The sequence below is a fragment of the Streptomyces sp. NPDC107517 genome, from assembly GCF_055582645.1.
Window position 1 is genome coordinate 18,647 of sequence record NZ_JBVJPM010000017.1, and the last position, 24,979, is coordinate 43,625.

22 protein-coding genes are annotated in these 24,979 nt (G+C 71.7%); 12 read left to right on the forward strand and 10 right to left on the reverse strand.

All coding sequences use genetic code 11. From position 1 onward, the window contains the following. Positions 1 to 40: 40 nt before the first annotated feature. The 3 genes from ACZ67T_RS31460 (at position 41) to ACZ67T_RS31470 (ending at position 3,994) form a co-directional block, all read left to right on the forward strand. The gene (locus ACZ67T_RS31460) at positions 41 to 2,554 is read left to right on the forward strand and encodes a DEAD/DEAH box helicase (RefSeq protein WP_469988391.1); all 2,514 of its coding nucleotides are present in this window, start codon (positions 41 to 43) and stop codon (positions 2,552 to 2,554) included. 67 nt (positions 2,555 to 2,621) lie between these two features. Further along, positions 2,622 to 3,494 (forward strand): acyl-CoA thioesterase, encoded by an 873-nt coding sequence (locus ACZ67T_RS31465; RefSeq protein ID WP_469988392.1) that lies wholly within the window; start codon positions 2,622 to 2,624, stop codon positions 3,492 to 3,494. Then, on the forward strand, positions 3,491 to 3,994 hold the full coding sequence (locus ACZ67T_RS31470; RefSeq protein ID WP_469988393.1) for a tetratricopeptide repeat protein: 504 nt from the start codon (positions 3,491 to 3,493) through the stop codon (positions 3,992 to 3,994). Before ACZ67T_RS31465 ends, ACZ67T_RS31470 begins: the two co-directional genes overlap by 4 nt. Before the next feature lie 37 nt (positions 3,995 to 4,031). Here the strand turns inward: ACZ67T_RS31470 and ACZ67T_RS31475 are convergent, their stop codons facing one another. Together ACZ67T_RS31475 and ACZ67T_RS31480 are read right to left on the reverse strand one after the other, a co-directional pair. Continuing rightward, positions 4,032 to 4,973 carry a DUF6397 family protein gene (locus ACZ67T_RS31475; RefSeq protein ID WP_469988394.1) on the reverse strand — a complete coding sequence of 314 codons (942 nt, stop codon included), beginning with the start codon at positions 4,971 to 4,973 and terminating at the stop codon, positions 4,032 to 4,034. 111 nt (positions 4,974 to 5,084) lie between these two features. Further along, positions 5,085 to 5,483 (reverse strand): roadblock/LC7 domain-containing protein, encoded by a 399-nt coding sequence (locus ACZ67T_RS31480; RefSeq protein ID WP_469988395.1) that lies wholly within the window; start codon positions 5,481 to 5,483, stop codon positions 5,085 to 5,087. A 95-nt stretch (positions 5,484 to 5,578) separates the two neighbouring features. On the opposite strand from ACZ67T_RS31480, the gene ACZ67T_RS31485 reads away from it, so the two are divergent. Then, entirely contained in the window at positions 5,579 to 6,007 is a 429-nt protein-coding gene (locus tag ACZ67T_RS31485; protein ID WP_469988396.1) for a PPOX class F420-dependent oxidoreductase, read from the forward strand. A 12-nt stretch (positions 6,008 to 6,019) separates the two neighbouring features. Here the strand turns inward: ACZ67T_RS31485 and ACZ67T_RS31490 are convergent, their stop codons facing one another. Genes ACZ67T_RS31490 through ACZ67T_RS31510 form a run of 5 tightly spaced genes read right to left on the reverse strand, consistent with a single transcriptional unit; the run spans position 6,020 to position 10,876 of the window. After that, the gene (locus ACZ67T_RS31490; protein ID WP_469988397.1) at positions 6,020 to 6,643 is read right to left on the reverse strand and encodes a GTP-binding protein; all 624 of its coding nucleotides are present in this window, start codon (positions 6,641 to 6,643) and stop codon (positions 6,020 to 6,022) included. Continuing rightward, complete coding sequence (locus ACZ67T_RS31495) at positions 6,624 to 7,055, reverse strand: DUF742 domain-containing protein (RefSeq protein WP_469988398.1); 432 nt, start codon at positions 7,053 to 7,055, stop codon at positions 6,624 to 6,626. Before ACZ67T_RS31495 ends, ACZ67T_RS31490 begins: the two co-directional genes overlap by 20 nt. Positions 7,056 to 7,071: 16 nt before the next feature. Continuing rightward, on the reverse strand, positions 7,072 to 7,509 hold the full coding sequence (locus tag ACZ67T_RS31500; protein WP_100598443.1) for a roadblock/LC7 domain-containing protein: 438 nt from the start codon (positions 7,507 to 7,509) through the stop codon (positions 7,072 to 7,074). Further along, complete coding sequence (locus tag ACZ67T_RS31505) at positions 7,506 to 10,046, reverse strand: sensor histidine kinase (protein WP_469988399.1); 2,541 nt, start codon at positions 10,044 to 10,046, stop codon at positions 7,506 to 7,508. Before ACZ67T_RS31505 ends, ACZ67T_RS31500 begins: the two co-directional genes overlap by 4 nt. A gap of 56 nt (positions 10,047 to 10,102) precedes the next feature. Continuing rightward, on the reverse strand, positions 10,103 to 10,876 hold the full coding sequence (locus tag ACZ67T_RS31510; protein ID WP_469988400.1) for an MHYT domain-containing protein: 774 nt from the start codon (positions 10,874 to 10,876) through the stop codon (positions 10,103 to 10,105). 227 nt (positions 10,877 to 11,103) lie between these two features. Here ACZ67T_RS31510 and ACZ67T_RS31515 point away from each other — a divergent pair, with 227 nt between their 5' ends. Further along, on the forward strand, positions 11,104 to 11,703 hold the full coding sequence (locus tag ACZ67T_RS31515) for a class I SAM-dependent methyltransferase (RefSeq protein ID WP_469988401.1): 600 nt from the start codon (positions 11,104 to 11,106) through the stop codon (positions 11,701 to 11,703). A 46-nt stretch (positions 11,704 to 11,749) separates the two neighbouring features. Here ACZ67T_RS31515 and ACZ67T_RS31520 read toward each other — a convergent pair whose 3' ends face one another. Then, on the reverse strand, positions 11,750 to 12,517 hold the full coding sequence (locus tag ACZ67T_RS31520) for an alpha/beta fold hydrolase (RefSeq protein WP_469988622.1): 768 nt from the start codon (positions 12,515 to 12,517) through the stop codon (positions 11,750 to 11,752). A gap of 136 nt (positions 12,518 to 12,653) precedes the next feature. Here ACZ67T_RS31520 and ACZ67T_RS31525 point away from each other — a divergent pair, with 136 nt between their 5' ends. The 4 genes from ACZ67T_RS31525 (at position 12,654) to ACZ67T_RS31540 (ending at position 16,338) form a co-directional block, all read left to right on the forward strand. Then, positions 12,654 to 13,181, forward strand: a complete 528-nt coding sequence (locus ACZ67T_RS31525; protein ID WP_469988402.1) for a PadR family transcriptional regulator — start codon at positions 12,654 to 12,656, stop codon at positions 13,179 to 13,181. Between the two features lie 97 nt (positions 13,182 to 13,278). Continuing rightward, positions 13,279 to 13,575, forward strand: a complete 297-nt coding sequence (locus ACZ67T_RS31530; RefSeq protein ID WP_469988403.1) for a hypothetical protein — start codon at positions 13,279 to 13,281, stop codon at positions 13,573 to 13,575. A gap of 179 nt (positions 13,576 to 13,754) precedes the next feature. Continuing rightward, on the forward strand, positions 13,755 to 14,759 hold the full coding sequence (locus tag ACZ67T_RS31535) for a hypothetical protein (protein ID WP_469988404.1): 1,005 nt from the start codon (positions 13,755 to 13,757) through the stop codon (positions 14,757 to 14,759). Positions 14,760 to 14,934: 175 nt separating this feature from the next. After that, a complete protein-coding gene (locus tag ACZ67T_RS31540; RefSeq protein ID WP_469988405.1) occupies positions 14,935 to 16,338 on the forward strand; it encodes a tannase/feruloyl esterase family alpha/beta hydrolase in 1,404 nt (467 codons plus the stop codon). A 9-nt stretch (positions 16,339 to 16,347) separates the two neighbouring features. Here the strand turns inward: ACZ67T_RS31540 and ACZ67T_RS31545 are convergent, their stop codons facing one another. Both ACZ67T_RS31545 and ACZ67T_RS31550 read right to left on the reverse strand, forming a co-directional pair. Continuing rightward, the gene (locus ACZ67T_RS31545) at positions 16,348 to 16,530 is read right to left on the reverse strand and encodes a hypothetical protein (protein WP_469988407.1); all 183 of its coding nucleotides are present in this window, start codon (positions 16,528 to 16,530) and stop codon (positions 16,348 to 16,350) included. Positions 16,531 to 16,778: 248 nt separating this feature from the next. Then, positions 16,779 to 17,834, reverse strand: a complete 1,056-nt coding sequence (locus ACZ67T_RS31550; RefSeq protein WP_469988409.1) for a fatty acid desaturase family protein — start codon at positions 17,832 to 17,834, stop codon at positions 16,779 to 16,781. A gap of 355 nt (positions 17,835 to 18,189) precedes the next feature. Here ACZ67T_RS31550 and ACZ67T_RS31555 point away from each other — a divergent pair, with 355 nt between their 5' ends. The 3 genes from ACZ67T_RS31555 to ACZ67T_RS31565 all read left to right on the forward strand — a co-directional run bounded on the left by ACZ67T_RS31555 (position 18,190) and on the right by ACZ67T_RS31565 (position 24,929). Continuing rightward, positions 18,190 to 21,060 carry a DEAD/DEAH box helicase gene (locus ACZ67T_RS31555; protein ID WP_469988411.1) on the forward strand — a complete coding sequence of 957 codons (2,871 nt, stop codon included), beginning with the start codon at positions 18,190 to 18,192 and terminating at the stop codon, positions 21,058 to 21,060. Next, a complete protein-coding gene (locus ACZ67T_RS31560) occupies positions 21,057 to 22,406 on the forward strand; it encodes an SWIM zinc finger family protein (RefSeq protein WP_469988413.1) in 1,350 nt (449 codons plus the stop codon). The genes ACZ67T_RS31555 and ACZ67T_RS31560 overlap by 4 nt, the downstream gene beginning before the upstream one ends. Positions 22,407 to 22,739: 333 nt before the next feature. Next, entirely contained in the window at positions 22,740 to 24,929 is a 2,190-nt protein-coding gene (locus ACZ67T_RS31565) for an alpha-N-acetylglucosaminidase (protein ID WP_469988415.1), read from the forward strand. The last annotated feature ends 50 nt before the right edge of the window (positions 24,930 to 24,979 follow it).

Consider the following 24,979-nt stretch of genomic DNA (forward strand, 5'->3'; position numbering starts at 1 on the left):
CGATTCCCGGATCGGGTCGGAAGGCAGGCAAGATGGGGGCGTGACCCTTATCGATCAGCTGCCGCAGACCGCCGACCCCGACGCCCTCTACGAGGCTTTCGAGTCGTGGGCCGTGGAGCGCGGGATCACCCTCTATCCCCACCAGGAGGAGGCGCTGATCGAGGTGGTGTCGGGGGCGAACGTGATCGTCTCGACGCCCACGGGGTCCGGAAAGAGCATGATCGCCGCCGGTGCGCACTTCGCGGCGCTCGCGCGGGACGAGGTCACCTTCTACACCGCACCGATCAAGGCGCTGGTCTCCGAGAAGTTCTTCGAGCTGTGCAAGCTCTTCGGCACGGAGAACGTCGGCATGCTCACGGGTGACGCGTCGGTCAACGCCGACGCCCCCGTGATCTGCTGCACCGCCGAGATCCTCGCGTCCATCGCGCTGCGCGACGGGGCGCGGGCCGACATCGGCCAGGTCGTGATGGACGAGTTCCACTTCTACGCGGAGGGCGACCGCGGCTGGGCCTGGCAGATTCCCCTGCTCGAACTCCCCCAGGCGCAGTTCATCCTCATGTCGGCGACGCTCGGCGACGTCGCCATGTTCGAGAAGGACCTGACCCGGCGCACCGGCCGCCCCACGTCCGTGGTCAGCTCCGCGACGCGTCCGGTTCCCCTTTCCTACGAGTACCGGCTCACGCCGCTCACGGAGACGCTGACCGAGCTGCTCGACACCCGGCAGGCCCCGGTCTACATCGTGCACTTCACACAGGCGCAGGCCGTCGAGCGCGCGCAGGCGCTCATGAGCATCAACATGTGCACGCGCGAGGAGAAGGAGAAGATCGCCGACCTGATCGGCAACTTCCGCTTCACCACCAAGTTCGGCCGGAATCTGTCGCGCTACGTGCGGCACGGGATCGGCGTGCACCACGCGGGCATGCTGCCCAAGTACCGGCGTCTGGTGGAGAAGCTCGCGCAGGCGGGCCTCTTGAAGGTCATCTGCGGCACGGACACCCTGGGCGTGGGGGTCAACGTGCCCATCCGTACCGTCCTGTTCACCGCTCTGACGAAGTACGACGGGACGCGGGTGCGGACGCTGCGCGCGCGGGAGTTCCACCAGATCGCGGGCCGGGCCGGGCGGGCCGGCTTCGACACGGCGGGCCTCGTCGTGGCGCAGGCGCCCGAGCACGTCATCGAGAACGAGAAAGCGCTCACGAAGGCGGGGGACGACCCGAAGAAGCGTCGCAAGGTGGTGCGCAAGAAGGCCCCCGAGGGCTTCGTCGGCTGGACCGAGAACACCTTCGAGAAGTTGATCGGCTCGGCTCCGGAGCCGCTGACGTCCCGCTTCCGGGTGACGCACATGATGCTGCTCGCGGTCATCGCCCGGCCCGGCAACGCCTTCGCCGCCATGCGCCATCTCCTCGAGGACAACCACGAGCCGCGCAAGCAGCAGCTGCGGCACATCCGCCGCGCGATCGCCATCTACCGCTCGCTCCTCGACGGCGGCATCGTGGAGAAGCTCGACGAGCCCGACTCCACGGGCCGGATCGTCCGGCTGACGGTCGATCTCCAGCAGGACTTCGCGCTCAACCAGCCGCTGTCGACGTTCGCCCTCGCCTCGTTCGACCTGCTCGACGCCGACTCGCCGTCGTACGCGCTCGACATGGTGTCCGTCGTGGAGTCGACGCTCGACGACCCGCGCCAGATCCTCGCCGCCCAGCAGAACAAGGCGCGCGGTGAGGCGGTGGCGGCGATGAAGTCCGACGGCGTCGAGTACGAGGACCGCATGGAGCGGCTCCAGGACGTCACGTACCCGAAGCCCCTGGAGGAGCTGCTCTTCCACGCGTACGACGTGTACCGCAGGAGCCACCCGTGGGTGGGTGACCACCCGCTGTCGCCGAAGTCCGTGATCCGCGACATGTACGAACGGGCCATGACCTTCACGGAGTTCGTGTCCTTCTACGAGCTCGCCCGCACCGAGGGCATCGTCCTGCGGTACCTCGCCGGCGCGTACAAGACCCTTGAGCACACGGTCCCCGACGACCTCAAGTCCGAGGACCTCGAGGACCTGATCGCCTGGCTGGGCGAGATGGTCCGCCAGGTCGACTCCAGCCTCCTCGACGAGTGGGAGCAGCTCGCCAACCCCGAGGTCATGACGGCCGAGGAGGCCCAGGAGAAGGCCGACCAGGTCAAGCCGGTCACGGCGAACGCACGCGCGTTCCGTGTGCTCGTCCGCAACGCCATGTTCCGCCGGGTCGAGCTGGCCGCCCTCGACAACGTCGACGAACTGGGCGAGCTGGACGCCGACGCGGGCTGGGACGCGGACGCCTGGGGCGAGGCCATGGACAAGTACTGGGACGAGTACGAAGATCTCGCCACCGGTCCCGACGCCCGCGGGCCGAAGCTGCTGCAGATCGAGGAGGACGCCGCGCACGGCCTGTGGCGGGTGCGCCAGACGTTCGCCGATCCGAACGGCGATCACGACTGGGGTATCAGCGCCGAGATCGACCTCGAGGCGTCCGACGCGGAGGGCCGTGCGGTCGTCCGTGTCACGGATGTCGGCCAGCTGTAGGTCCTGACCCGGTCGCACACCCCGGACGCAGCGCCCGGAGCGCGGTGCAGAGATGAGAGAACAACGCATGACGAACCCAGCTGAGCGGCTCGTCGACCTGCTCGACCTGGAGCAGATCGAGGTCAACATCTTCCGGGGCCGCAGCCCCCAGGAGTCCCTGCAGCGGGTCTTCGGCGGCCAGGTGGCCGGCCAGGCGCTCGTCGCCGCGGGCCGCACCACTGAGGGCGACCGGCCCGTGCACTCGCTGCACGCGTACTTCCTGCGTCCGGGCCGCCCCGGCGTGCCCATCGTGTACCAGGTCGAACGGGTCCGCGACGGCCGGTCGTTCACGACGCGCCGCGTCACCGCCGTGCAGCAGGGCCGCACGATCTTCAATCTGACCGCCTCCTTCCACAAGCCCGAGGACGGGAGCTTCGAGCACCAGCTGCCGCCGGCGCGCGAAGTTCCCGATCCGGAGTCCCTGCCGACGATCGCCGACGAGGTCAAAGCCCATCTGGGCGCGCTGCCCGAGACGTTGGAGCTCATGGCGCGGCGCCAGCCCTTCGACATCCGGTATGTGGACCGGCTGCGCTGGTCCCCGCAGGATGTCGAGAGCGCCGAGCCGCGCAGCGCGGTGTGGATGCGCGCGGTCGGGCCCCTCGGCGACGACCCACTCGTGCACACCTGCGCGCTCACGTACGCGAGCGACATGACCCTCCTCGATGCCGTGCGCATCCCCGTGGAACCGCTGTGGGGGCAGCGCGGTTTCGACATGGCTTCGCTCGACCACGCCATGTGGTTCCACCGTCCCTTCCGCGCCGACGAGTGGTTCCTGTACGACCAGGAGTCCCCGATCGCGACGGGCGGCCGTGGTCTGGCCCGCGGCCGGATCTACGACGCCGACGGACATCTCCTCGTGTCCGTGGTGCAAGAGGGCCTCTTCCGGAAGCTCGGGGAGTGACCGGCGCCGACGACCGGGACGTGTCACTCGCGTTGGCCGTGCGGCTGCGCGAGGACGGCCGACGCGAAGAGGCCCGCGAGCGGCTCGTCGCGCTGTCCACCCGGTTCCCCGACGACGCCGAGGTCGCGTACCAGACAGCCTGGGTCCACGACACCCTCGGGCTCGAGGCCGACGCCGTCCCCTACTACGTGCGGGCACTCGCCGGCTCTGGCCTGAGCGCGGACGACCGGCGCGGCGCGCTGCTCGGCCTGGGCAGCACGTACCGCACTCTTGGCCGCTACCCGGAGGCGGTCGCCACACTGAGCGGCGGCACCACCGATTTCCCCGAGGACAACGCCCTCAAGACGTTCCTGGCCATGGCCCTGTACAACGTGGGACGCGCGCACGACGGGATGCGGCTGCTGCTGACCGTCCTCGCGAAGACGAGCGGCGACCCGGACCTCATCGCGTACCGGCCGGCCATCGAGCACTACGCCAGGGATCTCGACGCCGTCGAATAGGCCCATGCTTGCGAACTGCCGCCGCCGCGGGCCCGGTTCAGGCTCCTCTGCGGCGCAGCCAGCCGAGCAGTCCGCGCGACGGGCGGAGTGGTTCGGTGTCGGGCGGACTCTGCTCGCCCGTACCCTTTGACCGCTCCGCAGGCACCACATCCGGCGCCGGAGGGGCCACCACGGGGAGGCCCGCACCCGGTCGCGGCGCGGGGCGCAGGCCGCGCGCCTCCGCCAGGCTGAGGAGCAGGCTCGCCCTGAGCCAGCTGATCTCGTGCGGGTCGTCCGCCGTCATGATCCGCTCGGCGATGTGTGCCGATGGCGAGTCGGGCGCCCCGTGTCCGGTCGACTCGGGCCGCAGTTCGCTCAGATATCCGCGCTCGTACGGGCACTTGACGACTTCCAGGACCGTCACCGGGTCGAGGAGGGACGCGACCGCTGCGGCGCGCTCCCATGCGTCGTCGCTCTGCCCGAGCAGGTGGCTCGCGTGGCGCGACCGCCAGTTCCGGGGCCGCAGGTCGATCCCCGCGTCGAGGCGGGCGCGCATACGGTCGGGTGCGCGTCCCGTCATCAGCGGTGCGTTGACCTCGGCCGCCGCGAACTCCCTCAGCTCCTCGGCGAGATAGAGCCAGACCACGGCCCTGTAGCGATTCAAGTAGAAGCGAACCGGCGTCAGCATCCCCGCGCGGGCGAGTCGCGTGAACCTGGCTGTGGTGATGTCCATGAGGCCCGCGCCTTCCGTGGTCCCCACGGTCCGGACCTGCTCCCGCAGCGATTCGGGGAAGCCCGCGGTGCCACGCACCCGCTCGATCTCGTCGCGGGCCACGCGGCGGCGCCCGCCGGCGTCGGCCGGTACGGTGCGGACGCGTCCCAGCCGCACTGCCAGCTCGAACTCGCCCCCCTTCAGACCGAGTTCGCGAGCCGCCCTGCTCTGTGCGAGCGAGGCGGCGGGTACGCGCGTGGCCGGTGTCGTGATGGTGTCGCCACCCATGTCTGATCTCCCCCGTGAGTCGTGATCGCTCCCGGGAAAAACCGTAGCCCGAAACCCGCCCGCGCCGCCGAGCCTGTGGATAACTCCGAACGGCCCCGGCGTTTGCACAGGTCAGGAGCCTTCTGCGCGACGGGCTCCCACGCCGAGGTGCTCGCCGACCCGATTGACGAGCAGCGTCATCTCGTACGCGACCTGGCCGATGTCGGCCTCCGCCGAGCTGAGGACGCACAGGCAGCTGCCGTCACCGGCCGCCGTCACGAAAAGTACGGCGTCGTCGAACTCGATCATCGTCTGCCGGACCCCGCCCGCGCCGAAGTGCCGCCCGGATCCCTTGGCCAGACTGTGCAGACCGGACGACACGGCAGCCAGATGCTCCGCGTCCTCCCGCCTGAGGTCACTGCTCGCCCCGGTGACCAGACCGTCGTTGGACAGAACGAGAGCGTGGCGCACATGTTCGACACGCTCCGTCAGGTCGTCCAGCAGCCAGCCGAGCCCCTCGTTGTCCACCATGATCCCGTCTCCCCGTTCCCGATCGCTCCCCTACCCGGAGGATCTGCTTCGCCAGCCTTCCCCACCCTCGGCGTCTGGGCAAGCAGGATGACCCCATGGCACACAAGATGACCGATGAGGAATGGCGTGCGTTCGTCTCCGAGGGGACCCGCACCGCCAAGCTGTCCACCGTGCGGCCCGACGGCAGCCCGCACATCGCCCCCGTCTGGTTCGTACTCGACGGCGAGAACGTCCTGTTCAACACCGGCAACGACACCGTGAAGGGCCGCAACCTCGCTCGGGACAACCGAGTGGCTCTGTGCGTGGACGACGATCGGCCGCCGTTCTCCTTCACGGTGATCGAGGGCCGTGCCGAACTCATCGAGGACCTGGGGCAGGTGCGGGAGTCGGCCACACGGATCGGCGGGCGTTACATGGGCGAGGACCGCGCCCAGGAGTTCGGCGAGCGCAACGGCGTGCCCGGCGAGCTCCTGGTACGCGTACGGATCGAGAAGGTCGTCGCCCTGGCGAGGCTCACCGACTGACGACGGCGCACGTCAGCTCACGGAGTCGAGAAGCCGGGCGGTGTGCATCCGCCCGGCGTACTCGACGAGCCGGATCAGCACCTCCTTTCCCGAGTCGCGGTCGCGGGCGTCGCACAGGACCACGGGTGTCCCGCGGTCGAGGTCGAGGGCGCGAGACACCTCGCGGGCACCGTAAGCACGCGCGTTCGTGAAGCAGTTGACCGCCACGACGAACGGGATGCGCCGGTGCTCGAAGTAGTCCACGGCGGGGAAGCTGTCCTCGAGCCGTCGGGTGTCCGCCAGGACGACGGCGCCCAGCGCGCCCTGTGACAGCTCGTCCCAGAGGAACCAGAAACGGTCCTGCCCGGGCGTGCCGAACAGGTAGAGCGAGAGACCGGACCGGATGGTGATGCGGCCGAAGTCCATGGCGACGGTCGTCGTGGTCTTGCGCTCCACCGCTCCGGTGTCGTCCACGTTCTGGCCGAGTTCGCTGAGCAGTTCCTCGGTGCGCAGGGGCCGGATCTCGCTGACGGCGCCGACCAGGGTGGTCTTGCCCACCCCGAAGCCGCCCGCGACAAGGATCTTCAGAGCCAGGGCGGTGTTGTCGGCGTGGTCGGCATGGTCGGCGTTCGTCTCTTCAGAGTGCTCGGAGGCCATCGATGACTTCCCTCAAGATCTTTTCGTCGGGTAGCTGTGCGGGCGGCACGGGCCGGCTGACCTTGACGCAGCCCATGTCGAGCAGGTCGCCCAGGAGCACCCTGACCACCCCTACGGGGAGGTCGGTGCCCGCGGCGAGTTCGGCGACCGACTGCGTCTCGGTGCGGCACAGCTCGATGAGCGCCCTGTGCTCGGGTCCGAGCGCCGTGTCGTCGTCCTTGCCGGGCGCGGCGTCGTCGAGCTTGACGAGTGCGATCAGGTCGAAGCGCACCCCTCTGGGCCCGGGTGACGTGCGCCCGCCGGTCATCGCGTACGGGCGGACCAGGGGCCCGGCCTCGTTGTCGTACCACTGGCTGCCCGACCGGTCGGGGCTGCCCGGTCCCTGGTCGTCCCTGTGCCCGTGATCGTTCATCGTCGTGGCCGTCCGGTCATCCGGCGGCGGGCGGGTGCGCGGCGAACCGCGGTGGGGTGTAGAGGTGTTCGCCGACCCGCTTGACCATGCGGGCCATCTCGTACGCCACGAGGCCGATGTCGGCGTCGGCCGTGCTGAGGACGGCGAGGCAGGAACCGTCGCCCGCGGCCGCGACGAAGAGAAAGCCGTCGTCCATCTCCACCATGGTCTGGCGGACGCCGCCCGCTCCGAAGTGCCGGCCCGCCCCCTTGGCGAGACTGTGGAAGCCGGAGGCGACGGCGGCCAGGTGTTCGGCGTCCTCGCGGCCGAGTGCGCTCGACGCGCCGACGGCGAGTCCGTCGTTGGACAGGACGACCGCGTGCCTCAGCTCGGCCACGCGCTGCACCAGGTCGTCGAGGAGCCAGTCGAGTTCTCCGGACCGGGGCGCGGCGTCCATGGTCGGGTCCTGGATCATGTGGGATCTCCTTCGGTGCTGTCGCTGCGGGGCACGGGTCCTGAGCCGGCTCCTGGTGGACGGCCGCCGCCCCGGACCCAGCCGTCACGGAACGCCGCCATGCGCTGTCGTGCCTCTTCGGGTGTCCGTGCGTCGGATTCCTGGCGCTGTGCGGCGCCGTTCTGCTCCTCGGGCCGCTCGCGCAGCTGGGGCGCGAGGCTCGCCTGCCGCACCCGCCTGGGCAGTCCGTCCGGTGATGCGTCGTCGGTGCCGTCTGCGTTGTTCGCGGGCTGCCTGTGCAGGCGCAGGGTGGTGACGCCCGGGGGCGTCGGGGTGTCGTGAGCCTTGTCGGCGTCCGGCACGGCGTGTACGGCGGCGGCGATGGCGGGGCGTGGCCCCTGGGCGGGCACGGAGTTGCCGTTCATGTGAAGTGCTTCCGGGTCGGGCACGCGCGCGTAGTGGTGCTCCGTCGCGTGTTCCTGGGTGGTGTCCGCCCCTTCCGGGGTTCCGGCGTGCAGCAGGGGTGTGGGCAGCAGGACGACCGTGGTGGTGCCGCCATAGGGCGAAGTGCGCAGGTGCACCTTGATGCCGTGGCGGTGGGCGAGCCGGCTGACCACGAAGAGCCCGAGCCGGTCGCTGTCGAACAGGTCGAGCGCTTCGGAGTGGGCGATGCGCTTGTTGGCCTCTGCGAGGGTCTCCTTGCCCATGCCCAGGCCGCGGTCCTCGATCTCCAGGGCGTAGCCGTTTCCGACGGGTTCGCCGCTGACGCGCACCTTGGTGTGCGGTGGGGAGAACTGGGCGGCGTTCTCCACGAGTTCGGCCAGGAGGTGGGTGAGGTCGGCGACCGCGGCGCCCTGTACGGAGGCGGCGGGCAGTTGCCGTACCTCCACGCGCGCGTAGTCCTCGACTTCGGAGACGGCCGCGCGGACCACATTGGTCAGCGAGACGGGGGTACGCCAGGCGCGGCCCGGGGCGGCTCCGGAGAGGATGATCAGGCTTTCCGCGTGGCGCCGCATGCGGGTCGTGAGGTGGTCGAGGCGGAAGAGGTCGCTGAGTTCGTTCGGGTCCTCGGCCCTGCGCTCCATGGTGTCGAGGAGGCCGAGCTGACGGTGGACGAGGACCTGGCTGCGGCGGGCGAGGTTGACGAAGACACCGGAGATCCCGCTGGCGAGTTCCGCTCGTTCGGCGGCGGCGCGCAGGGCCGCCCTGTGCACGGTGCCGAGTGCCTCGGCGACCTGTCCCGTCTCGTCCTCGGCGGGAGGGCCTTCCGGCGCTTCCGCACGGACGTCGATCTCCTCGCCGGCGCGCAGTTTCCGCATGGCGTGCGGGAGTTTGCGCCGGGCGATCTCCAGTGCGGTGTTGCGCAGGCTGATCAGTTCGACGACCAGGCCTCGGCCGATGCGTACGGAGATCACGAGCGAGGCGGCGACGGCCAGCAGGCCGAAGAGGACGGCGGCGCCCGCGGGCGTGAGCAGTCCGCGGGCGAACGGATCCGCCCGGACCGCTGCTGTGCGCGCCGCGTCCGCCTCGATCGAGCGGAACCGGTTCTGCACGGTCGTGTGCGCGCTGTCCCAGGTGAGTGCGGGCGCCTCGTCGAGCGCCGCGCGACCGGGCCGTGCGGCGATCGCTTTGTCCTCGACGGCGCGTACGTCGCCGTACGCGCTCCCCGCCACGAGGCTGCGCCAGGCGGTCCGTTGCGGTGCCGGGAGATCGGCGACGGCCGCTTCGGCGAGGGTCCTTCGGGTGTCGACCGCTCCCGTGAACAGCCGCAGCCGTGCGCCGTCCAGCGAGCCCGCGAGCCGTGCGGCGGTGAGCAGGGAGTCCTCGCGGGCGAGCATCTCGCCGGACCGTGAGAACTCGAGCAGCACGCGCGCGTCGGAGCCGAGTCGGTCGTCCTGGATCCCGGTCACCGCTCCGTTGACGGCGAACGCCGAGTCGATCGTCTTCGTGTACTGCTCGTACGTCCCCTCCCAGCCGGTCCGCCGGCCGAGCACCGCGCTGCGCACGGAGCGCAGCTTCTCGGCGCCGGAGACGAACACCGAGAGGCGCTCACCGAGCAGGGCGGGCAGATCGGCGCCGTCCGTGACGGTGTTGCCTTCGCCGAGGCGGAGCTTCGCCACGGCCTTGTCGGTCGCCGAGGTGCGCGTCCTGAGGGCGTCACCGCGGTCGGCCGCGGGCTTGGCGGCGTACGCGACGGCCGCGGTGCGTTCGGCCTGGAGCGCGGCGACCGCGTCGGCGACCGGGCCGCGAACCGTGGAGTCGACTCGCTGCAACTGCCGCATACGGGCGACGTCCTGGGCGGTGGTGACTGTCGCGTACGCCCACAGAGCGAGCAGGGAGACGACGGGCACCATCAGCAGGCACACGATCTTGGCGCGGACGGTACGGGGCCGCAGCCCTCGGCCGCCCGCGCGCGTGGGAGGCACGACAGGAGCGGACGGGCCGTCCGCTGTGTGGTGCTCTTCCGCGGGCGGTCCGGCGTGCGCGCGCCGTCCGCGCGCCGGGGGCGCGGCCTTGGGCGGCGCGCCGTTGATGGGGGTCCTACGGGGTGTACGCATGGCCTCCTCGCTCGTGGTGCGCTCGTGGTGCGAAGGGTGACGGTGCCGGTCCGCTGTCAGCGGGCGACGCTCTCGACGGGTCGCTGGGCCGACGCGGAGGCCTCGCGCTCCCCCGAGGTGGGGGACAGCGCGACGAACGCGGAGGTCAGGAACAGGTAGGACCCGAGGCCGACGGCGAGGGGGAAGATGAACTGCATCGCCGTCGCCCCGGGCAGGGTCGCTGCGGAGGGCGCGACCTTCACGCTCACCGCCATCATTCCGGTGTAGTGCATGCTGGTCACCGCGCCTCCCATGACGAGGGAGGCGACCGCGACGGCGGCGGGCGACTTGATGTTGAGCCCCGCCCAGAGGGCGGCTGTCGCGGCGACGACGGCGATGGCGACGGAGAGCCCCACGAGCAGCGGGTCGTAGCGCACCTGGCCGTGCAGGCGCAGCGCCGCCATGCCCAGGTAGTGCATGCTCGCGACGCCGAGCCCCGTGGTGAGCCCGCCGAGTGCGAGGGCCCGGTTGCGGTCGCGGCCGTAGCCGACGGCGAAGACGCCGACGCCCACGACGGCCACCGCGACGACCAGGCTGACGACGGTGAGCGGCACGTTGTACCGGATCTCCGTACCGGTGATGCCGAAGCCGAGCATCGCCACGAAGTGCATCGTCCAGATGCCGGTACCGATCGCGGACGCCGCCGTGATCAGCCAGTTGCGCCGCGAACGGCCGGTGGCACCGAGGGCGCGGACGGTGCAGCGCAGACCGAGCGCGGCGCCGATGGAGGCCATCACGTATGACAGCACGGGGGTAAGCCAGCCGAAGGTGGCGTGGTCCAGGTGTCCCATGGCTCCGGGACGCTAGACCTCTCGGGGGCGCAGAGCAGGGGCGCATTTCGAAAGGTGCTGGAATATGACAGAGAGACGCACCTGAACGATCGCGTCAGGCTCGAACATGTGCACCGTCCGCGCATACGGCGGTTTCGGTTCGCATCGGTTCTCATCGGTCGCATGCGGAGTTTTCGATCGCCCACACGCGCCTGCCCGCCCGCCCACACGCGAGGGATCATGGAGTCATGAGCGACGACCACACGCACGTACAGGAGTTCTTCTCGGCCCGCGCGGCCCACTGGGACACACGGTTCCCCGACGACGGTCCGCGCTTCGAGGCGGCCGTCGCCGAGCTGGGGCTCCGCGCGGGCGACCGGGTGCTCGACGCGGGATGCGGCACAGGGCGCGCCCTGCCGGCGCTCAGGGACGCTGTGGGGCCTTCGGGAGCCGTACTCGGCGTCGACCTGACGCCCGCGATGCTGGAGGCCGCCGTGCGGGCGGGACGGGATCGCGCCGGCTCGCTGATGCTCGCCGACGTGACGCGCCTGCCGGTACGGTCCGAGTCGCTCGACGCCGTCTTCGGCTCCGGACTTGTCGCGCACCTGCCCCAACCCCGGGAAAATCTGCGCGAGTTGGCGAGGGTGGTGCGCCCGGGCGGGCTCCTCGCACTGTTCCACCCCATCGGGCGGGCGGCACTGGCCACCCGGCAGCGCCGCGAACTCACCCCGGACGACCTGCGCGCCGAACCGAACCTCCGCTCACTGCTTGCCGGTTCGGGCTGGCAGATGACGTCGTACGTGGACGAGGACGACCGTTTCCTGGCGCGGGCGGAGCGCCGGGCCTGACGCCCCAGGGGCATTGACCCCGTTGCCCCATTGCCCCGCTGCCGGGTTACGCGATGGCGTGGTCGCCCGCGACCGCCGCCGCGAAGGCCTCCGCGTTGTCGAACATGATGTTGTGCCCGGCGTCGGGCACGGTGCGCACGCGCACGCCCGCGGCCTCCAGGCCCGCGCGGTCCGCGAGTTCACCGCTGCGCGCACCCTGCAGATACAGGCGGTCGATGTCCAGGTCCATGAGCATCCGCCGCATGGTGGGGCGGGTGCCGCGAGCGAGCCCGACGGCGGTGCGGTGCAGGGCGAGGGGGTCCGCGAGGCGCATGGTGGCCGCCCACAGGGGGCCGATCTTGGCGAGCACGCGCGCGTGGCCGCCGCCCGTGACGTACTCGTCCTCCCCGTAAGAGGCGATTCCGCTGCTGCCCTCCACACGGGGAGGGTACGGGTCGAGGTTGGCCTCGGTGAGCACGAGCCGTGACACGAGGTCGGGGCGGCGGTGGGCGAGGACGATCGCCACGGCGCCGCCCATGCTGTGCGCGACGAGCTCGGCACCGGACGCGCCGGATGCGTCGAGAGCGGCCGCCAGAGCGTCGGCATGGCCGTCCAGCGAGTACCCGAAGTCGGCGGGCCGGTCACTGATGCCGTGCCCCGGCAGGTCGACGAACAGCGAACGACGGCCGACGAGTTCGGGCCTGCCGGCGATGTGCGCGTGGTAGACGGTCGAGGCGGACCCCAGCCCATGGACGTACACTCGCGGCGCCCCGTCCCCGTCGGCCTCGACCCAGCGGATGTGGCCCTCCTGCGAGTCGAACCGGGCCTGCTTCATCATGCGCCCCCACTCCCTCTCCCCAGCAACCGCACAGCCCCGCTCTTACGGGGCACTCCGTAGAGCATACATCGGTGCCGATGTATTACCAGATCGATGTACACCGAACTCGGAGGAGGTGCGGCACAATGAGTGCATGCTGGAACTCGCCATCCTCGGCTTCCTCCACGACGCCCCACTGCACGGTTACGAGCTGCGCAAACGGATCACGGCACTGACCGGCCACGTGCGGCCCGTCGCCGAGAGCACGCTCTATCCGGCGATCAAACGCCTGGAGAAGGCGGGCCTGCTCACCCGCGAGACACAGCCAGGGTCGGTCGCGGCCCAGCGCCACGTCCTCAGCCTGACCGCCGCGGGCCGGGAGGAACTCCGCGGCAGGCTGGCGGAGCCCGGGCGGGCCGACATCACCGACGAGAACCGCTGGTTCACGGTCCTCGCCTTCCTGAGACACCTCGACGACCCCTCGGCACAGGCGGCGGTGCTCGGGCGCAGGCTCGCGTTCCTCGAGGAACCGGCCAGTTTCTTCTACGACGGCGAACGCCCGCTGCGTGCCGAGGAGTTGGACGACCCGTTCCGCCGCGGCATCCTCACCATCGCCCGCGCGACGAGCCAGGCAGAACTCGTCTGGCTGCGTTCCACCCTCGCGGACTTGCGAGCACCGTAGACGAATCGCCTTCGGAACCCTTCTGGCGCTCGAACTCCAGCTCTACGTTGGTCATGTGACGCACCGTCGCACACGACACAGAGGGAAGGTGGCGTACATGTTCGACAGACTCCGCAAGGCCTTGACCACACGGACACCGGCCGGCACAAGCGTCGCCGAACGGCCCCGCAAGCGGCCGCACAACCTGTTCGAGGCGGCGGCCACCTATGTCTCCGCATCCGTCGAGGACGACGAGGACAGGCTCGCCGAGGCCGCCACGTGGGTGTCTCCGGAGGCCCTGACGTTCGGCATCAACGAACTCGCGTGCCGCGCGGTCGTCGCACTCGCGCGGGAACGCGACGAGTCACCGCAGGTCGTGGCGCGGGCGCTGCTCGGCCTGCCCGCCGCCACCTGACCCGCGAAGCCCGTCGGCTCTCCATGGAAGGCACACGAAGTGCACACGGGATCTTGGCAGGGTCCGCCCACGGGCCGCCACACCGGGTCCCCGGGGAGAATTTCCAGCTCAACGCCCTCGACGATCTCCACCGCGACTGGTTAGGGTGCGCCGACGGACGAAGCTCAGGGGAGGCTGGCATGGCCGGGACGGACGACGCGGTCGCCGCCGGGGACGACGCGCTGTACGTACTGACGGCGGTGTTGCTGACCCCTGCGAAGTTCCCCAGTGTGCTCGGGGACGACTACCCGGAGGCATGCGCAGCACTCGGGCTCGCCCCCCTCGCCGACGGGTACGGGCTCGTACTCGGGCAGGACGGGACGGGGGCGCGCTGGACCGTCGTCATCGACGACGTGTCCCTCGTCGCCGTCGCCATCGCATCCTGGGACTGCGGCATGGAGTACGAGCTGTCGCCCGACGAGCGCACGGTGGTCTCGGCCCTGCCGGGATGGCCGCTCGCCCTGTCCGTGTCAGCGCCGGGCGTCCCCGCCCCGCACGACCCGGAGCACGACCCCGAGATCATGGACGGTCCGCCCCTCACGCCGCCGAACACGGAGACGTGGGGCCCCGCCCAACGGCGCCTCGGCGCCGACGAGATCGCCCTCCAGTGGGCGTCCTGGCGGGACCAGATCGACGACAGTGCGTTCTTGACGGACGGCACGGACACCACGGACAGCACGCGCGGCGCGGACGCCACGGGTGGCCCGGAGGGCTCCGAGGGCGCGGCTGGTGCGCAGGCCCCGGAGGGGGCAGACGGGACGGGCTCCGACCGTCCGGACACCGAGAGCACGAACAGCACAGCCACCCCCGGTTCCGGCGACGCCACCGTCGCCGCTCCCGCGGCAAGCGACCCCGAGGCGCAGAGCGCCCGTGCTCCGCACACCGGCATCCGGCGGGTCCTCGCCGAGGTGCGCGCCTACGTGGACAGCCCTCCGCCCCTGGGCCGTGTCCGGTCGGCGTTCGCGTCCGGGGACGCCAGGACGCTCCGGGCCGACGGTCCCGGCTGGTCGATGGTGGCCCGGACGGACGACATCGCGTTCGTGCTCCTGGACGAGGAGCCCGGTGAGGTGCTGCCCGTGGGGCGGGGCACCGAGCTGCCCGGCCTCCTGGAAGCGCTCGACAAGATGGCCGTGCGTCCCTCCTGACCCCTCCCGCGGCGGGCCGGCCGGCCCGCCGCGCGCAGGCCGCCCCGAACCCTTCGCCCCACATATCGCTCCCCTCCCCCATGTGGCGCCGGCCCATGGCCCGGTGACTGGTCCCGCCCGCACGATGGCCCCGCTCGTCACCCTTGCCGGTCCCTCGTCGTCGCGGAGGCTCACCATGCGCGTGCCCGGAACAGTCCCCCTCTTCGCCACCGCCCTGCTGGCGCTGGCCGTCTCGGGGTCGGCGCCCGCAGGAGCCGCCACGGAGAGCGGCGCAGACCGGGCCCACTGCGCACACCAGGAGCGGGTGCACGTCCCGGGTGCCGCCCTTCAACAGAGCGCCTGCCTGGACGACTTGACGACCTCGGCCCTGGCCGGAACCCCGTACACCGACACCGCCGACCAGGCGGGCCTCACCGCGAAGGGGACCCGCAACCCGTCCGGCGTCCCCGGTTCGCAGATCGACGGGTACTTCCCGGACGACTCCACGTCGAACGCGACGCACGGCTGGCAGCACGATGCCCAGTTCGTGATCAGGCTGCCCGACCACTGGAACGGCGGCCTCGTGGTGACCGGCTCACCCGGAAACCGTAAGCAGTACTCGACGGACGCGGCGATCTCCGACCGCGTCCTGGCCCAGGGTTACGCCTACGCGGCGACCGACAAGGGCAACACCGGGCCCGACTTCTACCGCGACGGAAAGCGCCCCGGCGACGCGATCGTCGAGTGGAACAACCGAACCACTCAACTCACCAGAGCCGCGAAGAAGGCGGTGGCCCAGCGCTACGGGCGGGCCCCGCGGCGGACGTACATGACCGGGATCTCCAACGCCGGCTATCTGACGCGCTGGCAGCTGGAGAACCATCCCGAGCTGTACGACGGAGGCGTCGACTGGGAGGGCACCCTCTGGACCGCCAACGGCCCGAACCTGCTCACCTCACTGCCGACCGCCGTCGCCTACGGGCTCGGCAAGGCCGACGCCGACGATCTGTACCGCGTGGGCTTCGCGCACGGCTCCGAATTCCTGTGGGCCTACCACCAGAAGGCCTACTGGGGGATCACGCAGAAGATCTACCGCGCCGAGTTCGACCCCTCGTACGACTCCAAGTGCCCCGGTCCGTCGGCGGGTTCGACGACGGACGAGCTGCTCGCGCCGTGCGCGTCCGACGTCTCCTACGACTATGCGGCACGCCCCGCCTCCGTACACCGGGCCGTCGCGCGGGTCGCGCTGAGCGGGCGGATCGGCAAGCCGCTGATCACGCTCCAGGGCGATCTGGACACCCTGCTTCCGATCGCGGCCGACGCCGATGTGTACGGGCGGATGGTCGACGACCGGGGGCGCGGCCGCCTGCACCGCTCGTACACCGTGCAGGACGGCACACACACCGATGGCCTCTACGACACCTATCCCGACCGGCTCCGGCCCGTGCTGCCCTGCTACCGGTCCGCGTTCGACCTGCTCACCGCTTGGGTGGAGGACGGCGCGCGGCCGCCCGCCGACCACACGATCGCCAGGCCGGCGAGCGGCGACGTCGTCAACAGCTGCTCGGCGACGGCAGCGGCAGCGACCACCCGCCCGTAGCGCCGCCCGTCAGCGGCCCAGCTCCCTGCGTGAGGCGCGGCGGAGCCTGCGCCGCTGGGAGGGGTCAAGCGCCAGATAGGCCGCCGTGGGCACCCCGAGCACGATCAGGAGTGACGCCCACCAGGGCAGCCAGATCAACAGGATCAGTCCGGCCGCCACACCTCCTGCGGCGATCTTCGCGTTCCTCGACATGTCCGTCGCCTCCTTCGGGGGCTGCAAACCGCCCTCGCCATGAGAGGCGGGCCCCCGCCTCTACTCTCTGAAACGGACTCGCGGCCCGGGCGGTTCCTGTTCACGACCCTGAGACACCCCTGAGCCTCCACCCTGACGCACCCCTGAGCCCGGCGCGGCCCCGCGCAGCCCCAGGCAGGACGCACGCCCTGAGCCCCGGGCGGGGAACCCGGGGCTCAGGGCTGCACAGGACCCGCCGGGAAGGTGGGTCACTCCATGCGCAGCGGCTCCCCGACCTCGTACATGTGGCGCAGCGCCTGCCGGTAGGAGTCGACGAGTCCGGTCTCCGTGAAGGGGATGCCCAGGTCGCGGCAGTGGGCCTTGACGAGGGGCTGGGCCAGGCGCAAGTGGGGGCGGGGCATGCTCGGGAAGAGGTGGTGCTCGATCTGGTAGTTGAGGCCTCCGAGGAACCAGTCGGTCAGCGCGCCGCCCTTGATGTTGCGGGAGGTGAGCACCTGCCGGCGCAGGTGGCCCCAGCGCTCGCCGTCCGGGTCCGGCATCTCCATGCCCTTGTGGTTCGGCGCGAAGGCCATACCGAGGTGCAGGCCGAAGAGTGCCTGGTGGATCGCCGCGAAGGCGAGGGCGTGGCCGAGCGGCATGGTGGTCAGGAGCAGGGCCACGTAGCCGACGACGTGGGCGACGAGGAGGAGTCCTTCCACGGTGCGTTCGCGCGGGGACTGGCGGCGCAGGTCCTGGAAGCCGGACAGCTTCAGGGCGAGGCCCTCCAGGAGGGTCAGCGGGAAGAACAGCCAGGCCTGGTTGCGGGTGAGCCAGCGGCGGAAGCCGGAGCGCGTCGCGGCCTGCTCGCTCGTGAAGACGAGGACGTCGGCGGCCACGTCGGGGTCCTTGTCGATGTGGTTCGGGTTGGCGTGGTGCCGGTTGTGCTTGTCGTTCCACCAGCCGTAGCTCATGCCGAGCAGGAGATTTCCGTGGATGAGCCCGATGAGCCGGCTCACGGCGCGGTTGCCGGTGATCTGCGCGTGGCCGGCGTCGTGCCCCACGAAGGCGGTGCGCGCGCAGAGCACCGCGAGGACGGGAGCGAGGGCGAGGACCCACCAGGAACCGCCGATGAGGGCCATGCCCGTGCCGACGGCGGCGAGGGACAGGGCGTTCAGCGCGATGTTGCGCACGTACCAGCCGGTGCGCCGCTCCAGGAGGTCCTGGCTCTTGACGGTGCGCAGCAGCGGCGTGAACTCGCTTCCTTGCGGCTGCGTCCCGTTCGTACCTGAGGAATGGTCCACTACGGGTTCGACGGCCAGGGTCATGGCGAGGTCTCCGGTCTCTGGGCATGGCGATAGGCCTGTGACGGGCACGGGAATGGGCATGGCGAGGCGTGGCGAGTGGTGTGGGGATGGACGTACTGTCCGGACGCCCCGCTGACGAGACGCCCTGACCTCAACAAACCTAGAAATCAGCGGCCTTGGGCACCATGACGCCACCACCCGGCTGTGCACGGGGTTAGCACCGCCACCGGCGGGGGGCTAGCTCCACCCCTTTCGGGCGGGAGTGACCGGCGTCACCTTGCGACGCTGCACGTCGGGCGGAGTCTTGGGGTACCCTCGGCGATTCCGCTCGGTAGTCAAATTTGAGGAATACGTCATCGCTGCCCACAGGCGTCCCGTGGCAACACTCCCCGACATCTCCGAACTGGTCCGCTGCTGCGCGGTCTTCGTGCCCGCCGACCCGGCACGCGAAGGAAGAGTCGCCTTCTGGCGCCCCGACGGCGGCCGGCCCCCGCACACGGACGCCGGCACGCCCGAGGAGCTGAGCCTCGCCCTGCCCGAAGACGCCGGTGTCGAGCGCACGTCCGTACCCGCCGTCCTGCTGCCCGTACGCGCCGCGCTGCCGGTCCTCACGCGCGCGCGTGCCACCGCGCAGGCGCACCCGACCGCCGTCTTCTGGGGCGCCGCCTCCGTGCTCGCCCTCCAGTTCGCGGCGCGCGGCCTGCTGCTGCCCGGGCTCACCGCGACCGATCACGACGCCTGGCGCGCGGGTCCGTTGCGGGCCGAGGACCTGGAGCGGGTCAGGGAACTGGCCGCCGCGATGCCGCCCGAGGCCCACGCGACACCCCTGGACGGACCGGAGCCCCTCCGCCTCCCCGCGCCCGAGGCGCTGCTGCGCGCCTTCCTCGACGCAGTCGCCGACACTCTGCCCCGCTCCCCCGCGGCGAGCCTCGCGGCGGGGGCGCCGGCCTTCGCCTCGACCGCGCCGCAGCAGGTGCCCGAACACCGCGCGTGGGCCGCCGATGTCGCCGCGGGACACGACGCGGGCGTGCGGATCTCGCTGCGCGTCGAGGTGCCGGGCCTCGACCCGGCCGCATCGGGAGCCGAGGACGAGGAACGCGTCGCGTTCCGCGCCGTGCTCCAGATGCACAGCGTCAGCGACCCCGCGGTGGTCGCCGACGCCACCGAGGTCTGGGCGGCGTCAGGCGCTTCGGGCAGGGCCTTCGGGCCGCGGGCCCGCATGGACACCCTGCTCGCGCTGCGGCGCGCCGCCCGCGCCTGGACGCCCCTCGCGCCGCTGCTCTCGGCGGCCGTCCCGGACGCCCTCGACCTGGCGGACGAGGAGGTCACCGACCTCCTGGGCGCCGGCGCGCGGGCCCTCGCGGCGGCGGGTGTCGACGTGCACTGGCCCCGGCAGCTGGCGCGCCGGCTGAGCGCACGCGCGGTGATCGGCCCTCCGGGCGAGGGGTCACCCGGAGGGGAGAACCCTGACCGATTCCGGACGGCCACCTCGTCGTTCCTCTCCGCGGACGCCCTCCTCACGTTCAACTGGCGCTTCGCGCTGGGCGGCCAGGAGCTGAGCCGGGAGGAGCTCGACCGGCTCGCCGAGGCCGTCCGGCCCGTCGTGCGGCTGCGCGACCAGTGGGTCCTCATCGACCCCGAGGAGGCCCGGCGCGCCCGCGAGCACCAGGACCGCAAGGTCACGCCGATCGACGCGCTCGGCGCGGTCCTGACGGGCTCCACGGAGGTCGACGGCCGCCGCGTCGACGTCCACCCGACGGGCTGGCTGGCCGAGTTGCGGGAGCGGCTCGCCGACCCGGAGGGCATGGCGCCCGTCGGACAGCCGGCCGCGCTCGCCGCCGACCTGCGCGACTATCAGCTGCGCGGCCTGAACTGGCTGGCCCGGATGACCTCCCTCGGCCTCGGCGCCTGCCTCGCCGACGACATGGGCCTCGGCAAGACGATCACGCTGATCGCCCTCCACCTGCACCGGCAGACGGCCACGGAGACCGCCGCCCCGACCCTCGTCGTCTGCCCCACGTCCCTCATGGGGAACTGGCAGCGCGAGATCGAGAGGTTCGCGCCCGGCACCCCCGTACGCCGCTTCCACGGCGGGCGCCGCAGTCTGGAGGACCTCGATCCCGGTGAGTTCGTGCTCACCACGTACGGCACGATGCGGCTCGACGCCTCGCAGCTCGCGGGCGTCGACTGGGGCATGGTCGTCACCGACGAGGCGCAGCACGTCAAGAACCCGCACTCGGCGACCGCGAGGGAGCTGCGGACCATCGGTGCACGCGCGCGCGTGGCGCTCACCGGCACCCCCGTGGAGAACAACCTGTCCGAGCTGTGGGCGATCCTCGACTGGACGACCCCGGGGCTGCTCGGAAAACTCGGCACGTTCCGCACGCGTTACGCACGCGCGGTCGAGGAGGGCAAGGACCCCGGCGCCGCCCAGCGCCTCTCCCAACTCGTGCGCCCCTTCCTGCTCAGGCGCCGCAAGTCGGACCCCGGCATCGCGCCCGAGCTTCCGCCGAAGACCGAGACCGACCGCGCCGTGTCGCTCACCACCGAACAGGCCGGGCTCTACGAGGCCGTGGTGCGCGAGACGCTCGCCGAGATCTCCGGAGCGGACGGCATCGCCCGGCGCGGGCTGATCGTCAAACTCCTCACCGGGCTCAAACAGATCTGCAACCACCCGGCCCAGTTCCTCAAGGAGGACGCGCCGCGCATCCCCGGCCGCTCCGGCAAGCTGGAACTGCTCGACGAACTGCTCGACACGATCCTCTCCGAGGACGCGAGCGTGCTGGTCTTCACCCAGTACGTGCAGATGGGTCGCCTGATCGAGCAGCATCTGGCCGCTCGCGGCGTGGCCTCGCAGTTCCTCCACGGCGGCACGCCCGTCGCCGCGCGCGAGGCGATGGTGGGGCGCTTCCAGGAGGGCGAGGTGCCGGTCTTCCTGCTCTCCCTCAAGGCCGCGGGTACGGGTCTCAACCTCACCCGCGCCGAACACGTCGTGCACTACGACCGCTGGTGGAACCCCGCGGTCGAGGCGCAGGCGACGGACCGCGCGTACCGGATCGGACAGAACAGGCCGGTCCAGGTGCACCGCCTGATCGCGGAGGGGACGATCGAGGACCGGATCGCGGACATGCTGGTACGCAAGCGGGAGCTGGCCGACGCGGTGCTCGGCTCCGGCGAGGCCGCCCTGACCGAACTCACCGATTCCGAACTGGCCGATCTGGTCGAGCTGCGAGGGGGCGCACGATGACGGACCGTCACGAGTACGAGGACGACCTGTTCGACACCGAAGGCGACAGTGACGGGGCCGGCGCATCGGACGAGGAGCGTGTCTTCGCGGCTCTGGCGGCCGTCCAGGGGCGCGGCTTCGCGCAGTCGTGGTGGGGGCAGACCTGGCTCAAGGCGCTGGAGGACACGGCACTCGACCTTCAGCAGCTGAAGGCGGGGCGCGCACTGGCGCGCGGCGGGTCCGTGGGGGCCGTCTCGGTGCGTCCGGGGCGGGTCACCGCGCTCGTCAAGGACCGGGGTGGCGCCGTGTACCGCGCCGACGTGCTGCTGCAACGGCTGAGCGAGGAGGAGTGGGACCGGTTCCTCGGGATGGCGGTCGAGCGGGCCGGGCACATCGCGGCGCTGCTCGACCGCGAGATGCCGCCGCACCTGGTCGAGGACGCGGCGGCGGCGGGCGTGGAACTGCTGCCCGGTATCGGTGACTTGGAGCCGCGCTGCGGGTGTGACGCGTGGGACCACTGTGCCCATACGGCGGCGCTCTGCTATCAGCTGGCCCGTCTCCTCGACCAGGATCCGTTCGTCCTGCTGCTGATGCGCGGGCGCGGCGAGCGGGTGCTGCTCGACGAGCTCCAGGTGCGCAGTGTCGCGTCCGCCTCGGCCGGGTCCGCGGACGAGGAGACGGACCGGGAGACGGACGAGGGGCCGGTGGACGCGAACGGCATGGACGCCACTGAGGCGTTCGCGGCCGGGAGCATTCTGCCGCCGCTGCCCGCCGCTCCCCCGGTGCCGCCCGAGGCGGCGGTCGTGCCGTCGCTGGACACGGAGACGGAGCCGCCCGCCGGGACGGATGTGGCGGCGCTGGAGTTCCTCGGGGCGCGGGCGGCGGCCGAGGCGCACCGGATGCTGACGGATGCGCTCACTCCGGGTCACGAACTTCGCGCCCCGCAGCCCGAATTGACGATTGACCAGGATGCTGTCCGGTTGGCTGCGGGCGCGCCCGAGGCGTGGATCGGGGCCCGGCTCGCGGACGGTTCGGGTCGGGACCGCGAGGGCCTCGCGGCGGCGGTGCTGGCGTGGGAACACGGAGGCACCGCCGCCCTGTCCGTCCTGGAGGACGAGTGGACGCCGGACGCGGAGACGGCGGCACGCGCGCGTACCGCCGTCGAAGCGGCCTGGGACGCCGGGGAGCGCCCGTCGTTGCGGGTGACCCACAACCGGTGGACGGCCACCGGCACGGGAGCGCAGGCGCGCCTGGGCCGCGACGGCCGCTGGTGGCCGTACCGGAAGAACCACGACCACTGGCTCCCGGCGGGTCCTGCGGCCCACGACCCGGCCGCGGCACTGTCGGCTGCCGCCGGGGACGAGTGACGGGACGGCCGACCGGGGCGGGCACACGCGCACCTGCCCCGGCCGGCCATCCGTACAGACACGTGACAGCACATCCGGGTGGGCGGCGAGCTGGCCGCTCACCCGCACCCATCCCCGAACGGCGAACGCCCGCCGGCCACTGGCCCCCTTGGGGCGCGCGGCCCACGACCCTGCCGCCACGCTCTCGGTCACCGCCACGGACGACCGACCACCGGCCGGGGCGGGCGGGCAGCACCCGCTAGCGCTCACTCCCGCTCCCTACCGAACCCACCCCGCCCTCCGTAAGATCCCCGGCGCAAGTGGTCCAGTCCACTCACGCGCTTGGAGTGCTTCATGAACATCGGCCGCCGTACCGTGCTCACCGCCCTCGGCTCCGCCGCCGCGCTCACCGCGTCCGCCTCCTGTGCCTCCGCCGAGAGCCGTACGGCCTCCCGCACCCCGGCCGCCGACGCCCTGGCCCGGCTGCTGCCGCGCCACCACGACCAGGTCACCTTCCGCGCCGTGCCCCACGCGGCCGGCACCGGCGACGCGTTCAGAGTGTCGGGGTCCAGCGGCCGCGTACTCGTCGAAGGCACCACGCCCGCCGTGCAGTTGACCGGCTTCCACCACTACCTGCGTCACCACGCCCACGCGCACTTCTCGTGGAGCGGCGAGCAGACGGAGTCCCTGCCGGCGCGACTGCCCGGTCTCGCCACGCCCCTGACGCGCGTCGCGAACGTCGCCCACCGCTTCGCCTTCAACGACACCAACGACGGCTACACAGGCCCGTATCACGGCTGGGACTACTGGGAGCGCGAGCTCGACGTCCTCGCGCTGCACGGCTTCAACGAGGTCCTCGTGTACCTCGGCGCCGACACCGTCTACCACCGCACATTCCAGGAATTCGGTTACGACGACGCCGAGATGCGCGGATGGATCGCGGGCCCGGCCCATCAGCCGTGGTGGCTGCTCCAGAACATGTCCGGCTTCGGCGGCCCCGTGTCGCGGCAGCTCCTCGACCGGCGCGCGGCACTCGCGAGCAGAATCGTCCGCCGGATCCGCGAGCTGGGGATGACCCCGGTGTTCCCCGGCTACTTCGGCACCGTCCCGCCCGGCTTCGCCGACCGGAACCCGGGCGCGCACGTCGTCCCCCAGGGCGATTGGGTCGGCTTCACGCGCCCGGACTGGCTCGATCCCCGCGACCCGCTCTTCGCCAGGATCGCCGAGAGGTTCTACCGCGTGCAGAGCGAACTGCTCGGCGACACCACCATGTACAAGATCGACCTGCTGCACGAGGGCGGCAAGCCGGGTGACGTGCCGGTCGGCGAGGCCGCGAAGGCGGTCGAGAAGGCGCTGCGCACCGCCCACCCCGGCGCGATCTGGAACATCCTCGGCTGGCAGACCAACCCGCGCCGCGACATCCTCGACGCCGTCGACCGCTCGAAGATGTTCATCGTCGACGGCCTCTCCGACCGCTTCCCCTCGGTGACCGACCGCGAAAAGGACTGGGCGGGCACGCCCTACGCGTTCGGCTCGATCTGGAACTTCGGCGGCCACACGACGATGGGCGCCAACACCCCTGACTGGGCTGCTCTGTACGAGAGTTGGCGCGCCAAGGAGAACAGCTCCCTGGACGGCATCGCGCTCATGCCCGAGGGCGCCGACAACAATCCGGCCGCGTTCGCCCTCTTCAGCGACCTGCCGTGGACGGACGGCCCGGTCGAGCTGAAGAGCTGGTTCGAGCAGTGGCCGGTGCAGCGCTACGGCGGGCACGACGCGCACGCGGTGGCCGCCTGGGACGTCCTGCGCCGCACCGCGTACGGCACCACGCGCGCGGACAGCTGGAGCGAGGGCCACGACGGCCTGTTCGGCGCCCGGCCCGGCCTGGACGTGTCCAGCGGCGCGTCCTGGTCACCGGGCGCGCTTCGCTACGACCCCGGGGAGTTCGCGCGGGCCCTGCCCGAACTGCTCGCGGTGGCACCGCGCTTGCGCCGCAGCACCGCGTACGCCTACGACCTGATGGACGTCACCCGGCAGACGGTCTCGCACCGCAGCCGCATCCTGCTGCCGCGGATCAAGTCCGCGTACGACGCCGAGGACCGCGGGGCGTTCGAGGAGTTGACGAGTGAGTGGTTCACCTGGCTCGGGCTGCTGGAGGAGACCGTCGCCACGCAGCCGCGCCATCTGCTCGGGCGCTGGATCGCCGACGCGCGTGCCTGGGGCGCCGACGAGGAGGAGCGGGACCGTCTCGAGTACGACGCCGTCTCTCTGGTGACGGTGTGGGGTCCGCGTTCGGGTGCCGACGACGGCGGGCTGCACGACTACGCGAACCGCGAGTGGGCCGGGCTCGTCGGCGGCCTCTACACGCTGCGCTGGCGGACCTGCTTCGACGCGCTCGCGGCCGCTCTCGCCGACGGCACCGCCCCTCGACAGATCGACTGGTACGCATTGGAGGACGGCTGGGTCCGCGACCACCCGGCGTACTCCGCACGGCCCTCCGGCGACATCGTGCGCGTCGCCCGCAAGGTCGCCGCGCGGCTCTGACCGCTGCGGCACGGCTGCCGAAGCCGGTGCCCCGCGCCGCGCGAGGGGCA